The organism is Bacteroidetes Order II. bacterium (assembly GCA_016788705.1).
GTDB lineage: Bacteria > Bacteroidota > Rhodothermia > Rhodothermales > UBA2364 > UBA2364.
The window spans coordinates 1-12,549 of sequence record JAEUSQ010000019.1 but is presented as its reverse complement, the minus strand read 5'-3'; the positions used below and the strand labels follow the sequence as shown (position 1 = coordinate 12,549).

Here is a 12,549-nt window from a genome sequence, read left to right as displayed (position 1 = left end):
TCGAGAAAGATCAAGCCCTTATCGAGAAAGACCAAGCCCTTATTGAGAAAAATAAGTTGATAGAGGAGTTGATGCGAAAACTCGACGAGCAGCCAAAGGAAAAACCGTAGGCAAGATTGGCTTGGTGAAAAGTGGGGCTGATGTGCTATTTTGTGGGGCTGTGGTTTGGAGTATAGGCTGTTAAAAGCTGCTATAAACAAGCCCTTTTTGTTAGTTATAATTGTATGACAACACTCTGTAAATAAAGAATAAAAGAGAAAATAAATCATAAAAATATACGCGAAGAGTAATTAAAATAAAGTTGTTGTAGATTGGTTCAAGCGTATATATCAGCCGAAAAGGGGCATACAATCAAAGCATCAATGCCGAAAGAAGGCGAAAAAATCGATCATTTGCTGATTTTCCGACGGACGCAGTATCTTAGCCTTGGGAGTGCTGCTTTGTGATCGTTCAGGCTTACTGGATTATGAATTTTTCCTGTCTTCAGCCACCACTTGGCGGATCTGTGTATCTTTAACAATTCTTTGTATGTGCATAATAGGTTCCGGTATTTGCCGGATGAAAAGGGAATCCAGTCTAATGCTGGAGCTGTACCCGCAACTGTAGGTTATATGCTTTCGGGCGCCCTTTGAACGCGGCTCCGACGGTCACTGTGGAAACATGGGAAGGTCGTCGTGGGGTTCAAAGGGTTCATATAACAAGCCAGGAGACCTGCCTGTGATGCTTCACCTCGTCCGAAAATCGGACTACCTTCGGGATTAAGGGTAGGGAGGCACGTATTAGGCAGTTTCGGACGCTTCCGGAATTGCGCTGTCGTGTACCCTGTCCTTTTATAATTAAGGTCAGGTTTTTTTATGTTTTACTTATGCGTTAGACCGTCGTATTTCCGACAAATTGCTACTCTTTTTGTCTTTGTTTTTGCAGGACTTAAGCCAATTTTTTCGCAAGATACTGATACCTTACAGGTTACCATCACTGCCGCACGGGTTGCCCTCCCCGCTGCTACCGTTCCGCTACGCATCACCCGCATAGAGGCCGCCGCTCTATCCAAACAGCCCTTTGCATCTTTATCAGAGGTTTTAGCACGCGACGGCGGCTTTGATGTGCGGACATATGGTGCAACAGGCAGCGCGGGGATATCTATGCGCGGCACTACGACTGCCCAAACGCTGGTTTTATTGGATGGATTCTCGCTGAACCATGCCCAATTAGGCCAGACGGACTTATCCCTGATTCCCGTTTCGACGCTGGGTTCTGTGGAGGTCCTACACGGTGCAGCCAGTGCGCTGTATGGCTCTTCGGCTATGGGGGGAACGGTCTATCTGAACTCGGCAGCAAAAGGTTCGGATGGATGGACAGCCGATTTCTCCAGTGGTTTCGCCGCATTTGGTGAGCGGGCTGGACGAATCCAAGTGACCCTTAATGGTGGCAAATACCATGCTCGTCTTGCCTTCCAGCGCTTTCATACCAACGGTGATTTTCCCTATACCAGCAGCAGTACCAACAGCAAGGAAAAGCGTGTCGGATCGGCACGAGATGATGCAGGGCTAATGGCCTCAATAGGCGGAACATTTGGGAAGCATGAGCTACAACTCAACGCTTGGCATACATTGAGCGACCGGGGATTGCCCTCGCCCGTGGGACAGGTAGCAAGGAACGAGTCGCAAGAAGACGTGTTGCAACGAATCTGGCTTACCAATCGCGTGAAGGTAGGACAATCTAAAATACAAATGGGGCTTATGGCACATGAAACACAAATCCGCTATAAAAATCCAACCTATCAGATAGACGATTTGGGCATCACGCGTGCGCTGGAAGGTCGTCTTTTAGGCGAACAAGCGCTCTCTCCGCGTATTCTGATCTTTGTAGGCATCGAGGGCAAGCACGGTACAGCCAATCATCCTAATTTGGTGCCCAATAGCCACGAAAAAGCCCTTGCGGTATTCCTGAGCGGGTTGATGAAAGCCCGGCAGACCTCGTTTTTTCCGGCCTTGCGCTTAGACCGTGCTACCATGAACAATGAAACTGCAACGGCCCTCACCCATTCGCTCGGCCTAAATCGTCCTATCATACAGCTGAACGGTGCGTGGCTGCGGGCGAAAGCCTCTTGGGGAAGTGTTTTCCGAATGCCTACATTCAACGACCGATTCTGGACTTTTGGTGGCAATCCAAACCTAAACCCCGAACGAGGCTGGCAAACAGATGCCGGACTGGTGTGGGAGAAACGGCAAACAACAGTAGAACTGACGGGTTTTCTACACCAAATTCGGGATCAGATTGCGTGGGCACCCAATGAATCGGGCAATTGGCAGCCGCAAAATATCGATCGGGTACACGCAAAAGGCATCGAAGCAAGCGGGCAAACGCTGTTTACGATAACGCCCATCTTCACAGCCCAGTTGGAAGGGTATTATACCTATACCCAAAGTACCGATCAGTCTGATCCAGTGGCCACTTCTTATAATCAGCAACTTCGGTATGTGCCCCTGCATCAGGCGCATTTCCAACTGGGTCTCCAACGCGGTGGCTGGCAATTCTCTGTTGGGCACCGGTATAACAGCGAGCGTTTTACCGCCGCCGATGGGTCGCGGTCACTTCCCGCTTTTGGCATTACAAACCTACACCTCCGACGTACCACTACGCAGAAAAATAGCCGACTCTCGCTACAAGCCACCTTAGAAAATGCAACCAACACCACATATGACATCATAGACTCTTACCCCATGCCACCGCGCTTTTTGCGGTTTTCGGTACAGCTACACCTTCACCACCCCCCAAGCGATAATCCAGAGCGGAAAATGCGATGAAAACATGCATCACCCGCTGCGTTTGTTATCGGCAGCCCTTCGATCGCTTGAAAGCCATTGCCGAAGCGCACCACCTTCAGACGGTCGAGGCCCTTCAAGAAGTGGCCTTGTTTGGCGAGAATTGTGGGCTTTGCAAGCCCTATGTCGCCCAGATGTTGCGTACCGGCCAAACCGTCTTTACCGAATTGCTGATAGACAATGCATATGGCCAGACCGAATAGACGGGTACAAACAAAATGGTTTTATGGCGTAGAGACTTGTTTTACCCAAATGCAAAAGAAGGCTCTATTAGGGAGTGGAAGCCGCATAACAGTGCATCGTAGCGCTTCCACTTTGGGTTGGCTACAACCCGTGGTCATCAAGTGGTTTTTCGGTAGTTCAACATGGCAAAAGCATTCAGGGCGATCACAAATCCGGTCATTTTAAAGAAAAATGGCCATAAATCCGTAAATCCACTTCCTTTCAGCAAGACCAAGCGTAAGACCTGAACCATATACGAAACGGGATTAAGCCAGGTAAGAACTTGTGCCCACTGAGGCATACTCTCGATGGGCGTAAAAACACCACCCATCAACAAAAAAACCAACATAAAAAACCAAGAGATGAACATGGCTTGTTGTTGGGTTTCGGAAAACGTGGACAGGAAAAGCCCAAATCCCAGTATGGCCAACAAGAAAAGCCCGGCAAAACTAAATAAGGCCAGCATATTTCCCGCTGTAGGTAGGCCAAAAACCAATTTTGCAAATCCCAAGCCCAAGGCCAAGTCAAAGAGGCCGATGATCCAAAAAGGAATGAGTTTTCCTATGATAAACTGGTATCTATGAATGGGTGTTACGTTTAGTTGTTCGATCGTGCCAAGTTCGCGCTCGCGGACAATGTTCAGGCTGGCTAGCATAGAGCCAATCACCGTAATCAGCACCGCCAAAATGCCGGGAACAAAGAAGTTTTTGTAGCTCCGGCTCGGGTTGAACCATTCGGTGGGAGCAATTTCTAAGAAACCTGTTTGAACAGCCGGGACAATAGGCATGGACCGGAGCCGGATATTCGTGTTATAATCGGCGATAATACTCGCGGCATAGTTCATCCCCACTCCTGCCTTTACACTATTAATCGCATTTGCCCCCAAATAAACTTGCGTATTTTGCAAAGAAACCAAGTCTTTCTCGAAGCCTACTGGAATTTCAATCGTCATATCGGTTTCATCGGCCTGCATGTGTTGGGCAGCCAAGTGCGCGGCATTGTCGTAATACACCACCACAAAGCGCTCGGAAGCATCCAATTGCTGGGTGAGTTGACGAGAAAAAGCAGATCGGTCGCGGTCCACAATGTGTAGCCGCAGGTTGTTGATTTCATAATTGGCCGCAAACGCCAGAATCATTGTCTGCATAATCGGCATCACAAAAATGATCGGCAACATCGCCTTATTTCGGATGATTTGCAGGAATTCTTTTTGCAACAATAATTGGATGGTACGCATGACTTTGGGCGATTAGGCGAGGCGGGATTTAAAATTCCGGATACTGATGGTCAATAAAACAATGGTCATTCCGGCAAGGATGATTACATACTTCCAAATAAATGCAAGTCCAACTCCTTTAATCATTATATCTTTAATAACAATATTAAACCACTTGGCAGGAAGCAGATTAGCAACCATTTGAAGCGGCAAGGGCATACTTTCGATTGGAAAAATGAAGCCAGAAAGTAAGACCGTGGGCATCATCAAGCCTGTCGCCGAGATCATCATGGCGGCCTGCATGGTTTTGACTTTGGTGGAAATGAGAATGCCTAATGCCAAAGCGGTGAAAATATAGAGCAGACAAATGACCAAAAGAAGCGATAAACTCCCATTAAAGGGCATTCCAAATACAAACTTGGCCAGCCATAAAATGGTGAGCGTATTGATAAAAGACAACGCCATATATGGAATCACCTTCCCCACAATAATGAGTGGTGGATTTAGTGGCGAAACCAATAAAATTTCCATGGTTCCGGTTTCTTTTTCACGCGCAATGGTGATAGAGGTGAGCATGGCCGAGACCAACATCAAGATCAGCGTAATCACCCCCGGCACAAACATGTACACCCCGCGCATCTCCGGATTGTAGGTCATGCGGTTTTCTACTTGAATGGTCATCGGGAGTGGGGCTGTGTTTTTTTCGAGTTGGTAAGACCGGATGATGGCGCTGGCGTAGGCGGTGAGGGTATTCGCTGTGTTGGGGTCTGAAGCATCGGCGATGATTTGGATCTGGGCTTTTCCACCATGCATTCGTGCATCGTTCAAAAGCGGGGGGAATACAATCCCCATTTTAATGTCGCCCCGTCGGAAGGCAGCCTCCATCTCGGTTTGGGTCTGTACGTGCTGGTTTATTTTAAAATAGCCAGAGGATGTAAGGCGTTGAATCACTTCCTGCGAGGTCTGATCATTTGCCCGATCTAGCACCACTATTTGGGCATCTCGGATTTCATTGGTAATGGCAAAACCAAACAAGATAATCTGAATAACGGGTAAGCCAAATAAAATCAACAGCGTTCGACGATCGCGAAGGATGTGGAAGAGTTCTTTTTTGACAAAGGCAAGAAAGGGTTTCATGGAGTTTTTAGGCTTCTTTAAATTGGCTGTTACGGGCAAGCCGGAGGAATACATCGTCCATCGTTTCTACTCGAAAGTGGCTTTTTAATGCTCTGGGTGTATCCAATGCATCTATCCGGCCATCCACCATAATGGAAACACGGTTGCAATACTCGGCCTCGTCCATATAGTGGGTGGTGACAAAAGCGGTGATTCCCCGATCGGATGCCTCGTAGATCATGTCCCAAAATTGCCGCCTGGTAATGGGATCTACGCCGCCCGTGGGTTCATCCAGAAAGACAATTTTCGGATCATGTAAAATGGCCAACGAGAACGAGAGTTTTTGCTTCCAGCCCAAGGGCAAGGATCCCACCAAAGCATTCGCCTCGTGATGCAAGCTTAGTCGCTCGAACAAGGCATTGGCTTTATTACGGGTTTCTACTGCGGAAAGCCCATAAATCCCCGCAAAAAAACGGATATTTTCCCAAACGGTCAGGTCTTCGTAGAGTGAAAACTTTTGGCTCATGTAGCCGATGTTGCGTTTAATTTGTTCGGTTTGGCGATAGACATCAAAACCTGCAACCATGGCCTCGCCGGAGGTGGGCCGCGAGAGGCCAATGAGCATCTTCATTGCAGTCGTTTTACCCGCTCCGTTTGCCCCAAGAAACCCAAAAATTTCCCCCTGTGCCACCTCAAAGTTGATGGCATTTACGGCGGTAAAATCGCCAAAACGTTTGGTGAGTGCATGTACTTCGATTGCTTTCATGGAGTTTTTTGTGTTTCCATCAGACCAATGAAGCAGTCTTCGATGGTTGGGGTGATCGGGAATATCTCGATGTTTTGATGGTTTTCAACGCTTAAATCCGCAAATAAACCTTCTGGAGAGAAGCCGGATTGAACCGTAAGGTGTACTGTGTCGCCAAAGGCATAAGCTGTTTTAATGGCCGGATGCTCCCGTAAGTTTTGCATGAGGCGATACATCTCATCCGACGTGACCGCCCACAAGGGCTGGTCGAACCGCGAAACAATCCCTGTAGGCGTGTCAATTTGTAGCAGTTCCCCATCCTGGATCAGTCCTACGCGGTCGCAACGGGTGGCCTCATCCATATAAGGTGTTGAGACCAAAATTGTCATCCCCTTTTGTTTGAGCATGGCCAAAATGTCCCAAAATTCTTTTCGCGAGACGGGATCCACGCCAGTGGTAGGTTCATCCAAAAAGAGGACGTCCGGGCTGTGAATGAGGGCGCAACACAAGGCCAATTTTTGTTTCATCCCACCAGATAGTTTTCCTGCACGACGGTCTTTGAACGGAGCCAATTGTTCGTAAATCGGTCGGATATTTTCGTAATTCGCTTCGATGGTGGTACCAAAAATGGTAGCGAAAAAATCGAGGTTTTCTGCAATGGTTAGGTCTTGATAGAGCGAAAAACGTCCCGGCATATACCCGATTTCGGCACGCAGGGCTTTGTAATTCGCCACCACATCGCGTCCATTTACCCGCGCAGTGCCTTCGTCTGGCAGCAACAAGGTGGTGAGGATCCGAAAAAGCGTGGTTTTGCCCGCACCATCCGGCCCAATCAGGCCAAAAATCTCGCCCGGTTTAACCTCGAAGGTCACTTGTCGGAGGGCTTCAACGGCTCCGTATCGCTTGGAAACTTGGTTTACACGAATCATGGACGGAATCCGGTTTAAGTTCAGAATTTTACTTCACCGGGCATACCAATCTTTAGTTCGCCTTTTTCATTCGGAACGCGCACCTTGATGGCATAGACCAGTGTGGCCCGTTCTTCCCGCGTTTGAACGGTTTTGGGCGTAAACTCGGCCTTTCCCGAAATCCACGAAACCGATCCGTTGTGCGACCGGAGTTTTCCATCTGGGCCATCGGTCATTACCTTAACCCGTTGCCCAAGTTTAATGGTCGGGAGTTGGCGGCCTGTAATGTAGGCCCGCAACGTGAGTGTAGAGAGGTCTGCAATCTTATACAAGGGTTTGCCAAAATTCACGATCTCGCCCTTAGCGGCATATTTACTGAGAATGGTGCCTTGTACTGGATTTTGGATGGTGGTACGGGTGATTTGGTCATCCAATTGAGCGATGCGGCGACCCAAAGGGGCTGCTTCGGATAGAATGCCCCGGTTCTGGATTCCGATGTTCGCACGGGTGGCCTCTACTTGGCGGCTTAGTACCGCCACTTGCTGGTTTTGCGTGGTCACTTGTTGTTTTTGTACCTCCACTTGGCGCTGGAGCACGGCAATTTGTCCGGTAATATCGTCCAATTGCTTTTGGGTCGCCGCATTTTCCCGAATCAGATTTTGTACGCGGTTTTTCTCCCGTTCCAAGTTCGTGATTTGTTGGCGGGTCACGCCCAATTGTTCTTCCGTAGCCAGTGCCTGATTTTTGGCGGCCACCATTTGTTGCTCCAAAACCGCTACTTGTGGTTCGGGATCGCCCTGTTTTTCGTTGAGCGCCTCTAAACTCGCTTCCAACTGTGACTTTTGGAGTTCGAGGTTCGTCGGGTCTATACTCCCGACCACTTGCTGCTCCGCCAATACTTGCCCTTCTTCCACCTCAAAGGCAAGCAACTTTCCGGTAGCTTCGGCAGAAACAAGCGTTTCTTGGGCTTCAAAATTGCCATAGGCATCCGGCACTTCCTCGCTGGAGCCACACCCCGCAAGGGCGGCAAAGAAAAAGAAAAGGTATTTTTTCATGATCCTGTCTGTTTGATCTTATTAGTACGATGTACCAAGTGCATGTTCATAATTAATAAGGGCTTGTAACCGCTGAATTTCTCGTAGGGCTTTGTTCTCTTTGGCCTGCGTTTCATTGTTCAATTCGGTCAAGTATTCATTTGTGGTGGCAACCCCTTCGGTCAGTTGGACGGAAAGGGTCTGGCGGATTTTGGTTCTTAAACCAATCAGGGCTTCATCTTGCACCAAAAGTGCATCATACCGCGCAATTTCGTTTTGCAATTGTTGCGTCTGAATCGTCCAGTTTTGCCGGAATAAGTCCCGGTTTCTTTCCACCATTTCAGCCTGTACTGCCACCCCTTTTCGCTCGTAGCGGGTGGTATTAAAGTCCCAGAGGGTCCAGTTGAACCGCAAGCCTACTATACCAAAGGGTTGAAACCCCGACTTGAACATGTTCAGCCCTGGCTGGCCATAGCCACCTTGTGCATAAACCTGTATTTTTGGCAACATCTTGACGGACAGCATCGCTTGCTGAAATTGCAAGGCCGTTGCTTGTGCAGAGAAAACCCGGTATTCTGTGCGGTTATTCACCTGACCGATCGCCAATTTTCGAGGTATGGGCAAGTCGAAGCGGGCATTCTCTGGGATGGATTCACCCACAAGGGTTCCTAACACCGAGACCGCCGTTTTACGCTGCCATGCCAATTCTATGATCCGCTGGTTGAGTCGAATATCTTCCGTCCGCAATAAATCCAGAGATACCGGATTCCCAACCCCGTTTCGGAGCATGCCTTCCATTTGCGAAACTTTACGGTTCAATTCTTCTTTTGCCAGTGCCAATACGTTGTTTTGTGCATCCAACATCAAAATTTGGAAATACACCTGATTTACACGGTCCACCACACGGTCTTGCTCTACCCCCAATTGGGCACGTTGTGTTTGAAATTGCGCCGATTGTAGGTCGGACTGCCGCTTCACCACGCCACCGTCGTATAATACCTGTGAAACCTCCAGCACAGCACGATATTGGTCTTTATCCGGTGTTGGAATGCTGATGCCCGGAATGCTCAAGCTCACTTTGGTGACATCGCTTTGGTAACTGGCTTGTCCCGATAACTGCATCTTGGGGAGGCGGCCCGTATGGATTCCAGCCAAGGCAAAGGACTCGGCTTGCGTCAATAGGTCTTTTTGTGCCGTGAAGGGCGAATACGCAAGAGCCTTGGTACGTAACGTAGTCAAATCGTACTGCGCTTGTACGGATAGTGACGTTATAAAACCTACTACGAGCACAAGGATAAGGCGAATACTCATATCAACTATTTAGTTTAATCTTTTGGTTAAAAACAAATCAAAAAAATTAAGGCCGTAAAGACTGTATCACAAAATCTGCCACCGACTTTTTACGGGTCTCGATCATTTCCTGATAGGTGAGGTCATCTATCAGCATAATGCCTTGGATCATGTTCCGTGCCAAAACAGGAAAGACACACATTGAAATAATGTTCAGAATTAAGTCCATGGGATGCACAGGCCGAATGAGGCCCGCCTGAACCCCTATCATCACCTCCATCATCATTTTATCTTTAGGGGGCTTAAATCCCATTTTTCGGATCATTCCTGCTTTTTCGGGATTGATCGTAAGTTCTTGTAGAATAAGACTTGGAACGAAAGGATTTTCAGCAACAAACGAAATATATCGGTGTACAAAGCGCTCAATTTTTTCGAGGATATTCCCCTCGTCTTCCCAGACACCAAATAATTCGGGTAGAAATTTACCAATGGCTTCTTCCAAAATACGCTCAAATAGCTTGTCCTTGGACCGGAAGTAATAGTGAAGCAATGCCTTGTTAATACCTGCTTCATTGGCAATTTCTTGCATTCGTGCCCCCGCAAGCCCCTTCTGCTGAAAAATACTTCTGGCGGCGGCCAAGATGCGGTCTTCGGTGCTCAAGTCTTTTTCCATGAACCAAATAATTTAACTATATGGTTAAAAATAAGATTGTTTTACGCCTTATCCTAACGCAGTAATCAAATAGACAAAAACTTCACATTTTCATGAAATGCCAAAAGGAGTATGATGGGCTATAGATAAGGTGCCATTCAATGCTCAACATGCAACACGCTTAAAAAACATAACCGCCAACATCGTCTTTATTCGGGCGCCTTCATGCCACGAATCCAGGTACGAATCAACGCTACCCCTTCCTGATCCACCATTTTCCGCCCCAATTCCGGCATCATCACGCCAGGATCAAGGCTTTGCATCCGGTACACCAGAATGGAGGCTTCTGGCTTACCCGGCAGAATGGAAAACTGGAGATTTCCGGCGCCTTTTCCAGCAGCAATAGGCGCTTTTAAGATCCCTAATTTGGCCGGATCGGCTTCATGGGCATCCAGAAAGAGTCCAGAGGTGCTTGCGGGGCCTTTTGCATTATGGCAGTGCGCACAATTCCCGTCCAGATACGCACGGGCACGGTCTGCAAGGGGTAAATTGTCCTTGCGATAATCGGCAATTTTTGGGAGGTCGACGGATGCCGGCAGTTCCCGAAGCCAACCAGCAGCAACCCACCCAGCGAGTTGGTTTTGTCCGTCGTGCCCGTTGCGGTTGAGTTGTTTTGCCGAAGGGCCTAGGGGGGTAATGCGCTGTTGCGAGACATGGCAGCCCTTACATTGATTCATGTTTGGGACTACATAGTTCAGGTTTTGCGCGGCTCCATCTGGTTGGATCCAAGAAATGTCTATACGCCCACCCGCCACCTCTAACGTGGCATCGGTTTGCGCCTCATTCCAAATATATGGCAGGGCTTTCCACCCATTTTCTTCGTGAACGAGCAGGCGTGTCTCTAAAATTCGGCGCTTTTCAGCAGGCTTGCGGAAATCAGCGGGATAATAAAAATTTTTGATCAGCACCGTACCAATAGGGAAAGCCAATGGCCCATTTTCCTGATAGTCAATGGTTGCATTTTCCGGCAAACGGATGAAACGGCTTTTATGTGCATAATCCGTAAAGAGTGGCGCATTTAATTCATAAGGAAATACTCGAGAAGCAGGTTTTAAATCAGCTATTGGGCCTTCAAAAAAGCCATATTCCGAAAGGTTTATTTTTAGTGAGACCGCCTCTATGGTACGACTTTTGAACGCAAGAAGGCACAAAAGAAATAAGGGGCCTATAAGATGTTTTTTAGACATTCTGTATGAAAAGAATTTGTTATAAAGCATTATATTTTACAGCGATTGACATACCCAATGCAAATAGAACGTTCACTATTAAGGTCCATATTTGCTACCTCATATAAAATATACAGGAGAAAGAGATTGTTTAAAGATAGAAGACGTATGTATTTTACTTAGTCTTCGCCATAAAATAATCCCAAGCTACCTTTGCTATATCCGCAATTATCTTTTCATTTGTCGCAGCATTTTCTTTTGAATTCGTCACAAAAACACTTATAAAGAAATACTTCCCATTGGGTAAGAATATAATCCCAATATCATTAACTGCACTGGTAATGCCTTGTTTATTGGTCCCTGAGGAGCCTGTCTTATGCGCTATAATGGCATCCTTAGGTAATTGGCCTCTCAGGCGGTTAAGCCCGGTCTCCGTCGCTTTCATGGTCTGCCAAATGAATTCATGACTCTTTTTAGAGAGTAAATTTTTCTTGTTATAATAAAATCGGGCGAGTGTCTCATTCGCAGCTCGGGGGGTAGTCCAATTCTGGAAAGACAATTCAGGATTTGCATTTGCCTCCTCTTCATTAAATTTAATAGATACGTTTTTAATGTTGTTTTTTTCAAAAAAATGCTCCACAAACCGTGGTCCACCAACAAGCCTTAACAGGGCATCACATGCAACATTATCGCTTACCGAAACCGCATATTCAATTAAGGTTGAGATGGGAAAACTTCCTCCTTCAGGATTCTCTTCCCTCAAGGGACTCCATAAATCAGGTAATAAATCTTTTTTTTGTATCTCAATTTTCTGGTCTAAAGTGAATTTCCCCTGATCTATCTGAGATAATACAGCCAATGCAATATGAAATTTAAATACACTTTGCATAGGGAAACGCTTATCTTGATTCAGATAAACGACATCCTTGCCATTATGCCCCATGATGGATACCCCAACGGTGGCTTGCTTGTCCGTAACAATTTGTTTGATTTTGTTTTTTAGGCCCGCTACCGATTGCGCATGGGCCAAGCCGCTGATGGAAAAGGCCACCAATACGATTGTCTGCAATAATTTTGTCATTTTCTTCTTTTTTAGAGATGTCGGGCACTCTTCCTACAGCTTTGGGGAATGGCCTAAATTAAATAAAAATAAGTAAATAAAAAAAGATTGCGGTGGTATCTAAAGGAGTTTTAGGTTGAATCAACAACTACCAAGATGCAGCAATCCTTCTCCGACAAAATACGTCAATTCGTTTTTGGCATCAAGTTCCCGCTTCGCTTTCCGGCATTAAAGACCTTTTCCGATATGTTGAGC

At 47.1% G+C, this 12,549-nt stretch carries 11 protein-coding genes and 1 riboswitch; of the genes, 2 read left to right on the top strand and 9 right to left on the bottom strand.

What is annotated here, in order from left to right; all coding sequences use genetic code 11:
• Positions 1-522 precede the first annotated feature (522 nt).
• Positions 523-734, top strand: a riboswitch (cobalamin riboswitch).
• Positions 735-854: 120 nt separating this feature from the next.
• Together JNN12_04805 and JNN12_04800 are read left to right on the top strand one after the other, a co-directional pair.
• Positions 855-2,807: a TonB-dependent receptor gene (locus JNN12_04805; protein MBL7977640.1), complete on the top strand. Its 1,953-nt coding sequence runs from the start codon at positions 855-857 to the stop codon at positions 2,805-2,807.
• The gene (locus JNN12_04800) at positions 2,804-3,028 is read left to right on the top strand and encodes a (2Fe-2S)-binding protein (protein ID MBL7977639.1); all 225 of its coding nucleotides are present in this window, start codon (positions 2,804-2,806) and stop codon (positions 3,026-3,028) included. The genes JNN12_04805 and JNN12_04800 overlap by 4 nt, the downstream gene beginning before the upstream one ends.
• A gap of 137 nt (positions 3,029-3,165) precedes the next feature.
• On the opposite strand, the gene JNN12_04795 is transcribed toward JNN12_04800, so the two are convergent.
• The 9 genes from JNN12_04795 to bla form a co-directional block, all read right to left on the bottom strand.
• Positions 3,166-4,284, bottom strand: a complete 1,119-nt coding sequence (locus JNN12_04795) for an ABC transporter permease (protein ID MBL7977638.1) — start codon at positions 4,282-4,284, stop codon at positions 3,166-3,168.
• Positions 4,285-4,296: 12 nt separating this feature from the next.
• Positions 4,297-5,400: an ABC transporter permease gene (locus JNN12_04790; protein ID MBL7977637.1), complete on the bottom strand. Its 1,104-nt coding sequence runs from the start codon at positions 5,398-5,400 to the stop codon at positions 4,297-4,299.
• 7 nt (positions 5,401-5,407) lie between these two features.
• Entirely contained in the window at positions 5,408-6,145 is a 738-nt protein-coding gene (locus JNN12_04785; GenBank protein ID MBL7977636.1) for an ABC transporter ATP-binding protein, read from the bottom strand.
• On the bottom strand, positions 6,142-7,053 hold the full coding sequence (locus JNN12_04780; GenBank protein ID MBL7977635.1) for an ABC transporter ATP-binding protein: 912 nt from the start codon (positions 7,051-7,053) through the stop codon (positions 6,142-6,144). Before JNN12_04780 ends, JNN12_04785 begins: the two co-directional genes overlap by 4 nt.
• A 20-nt stretch (positions 7,054-7,073) precedes the next feature.
• Complete coding sequence (locus JNN12_04775) at positions 7,074-8,087, bottom strand: HlyD family efflux transporter periplasmic adaptor subunit (protein ID MBL7977634.1); 1,014 nt, start codon at positions 8,085-8,087, stop codon at positions 7,074-7,076.
• Between the two features lie 21 nt (positions 8,088-8,108).
• Complete coding sequence (locus tag JNN12_04770) at positions 8,109-9,377, bottom strand: TolC family protein (GenBank protein MBL7977633.1); 1,269 nt, start codon at positions 9,375-9,377, stop codon at positions 8,109-8,111.
• Positions 9,378-9,423: 46 nt separating this feature from the next.
• A complete protein-coding gene (locus tag JNN12_04765) occupies positions 9,424-10,029 on the bottom strand; it encodes a TetR/AcrR family transcriptional regulator (GenBank protein ID MBL7977632.1) in 606 nt (201 codons plus the stop codon).
• 188 nt (positions 10,030-10,217) lie between these two features.
• A complete protein-coding gene (locus tag JNN12_04760; GenBank protein ID MBL7977631.1) occupies positions 10,218-11,255 on the bottom strand; it encodes a hypothetical protein in 1,038 nt (345 codons plus the stop codon).
• 154 nt (positions 11,256-11,409) lie between these two features.
• Entirely contained in the window at positions 11,410-12,315 is a 906-nt protein-coding gene (gene bla, locus JNN12_04755; protein ID MBL7977630.1) for a class A beta-lactamase, subclass A2, read from the bottom strand.
• Between the last annotated feature and the right edge of the window lie 234 nt (positions 12,316-12,549).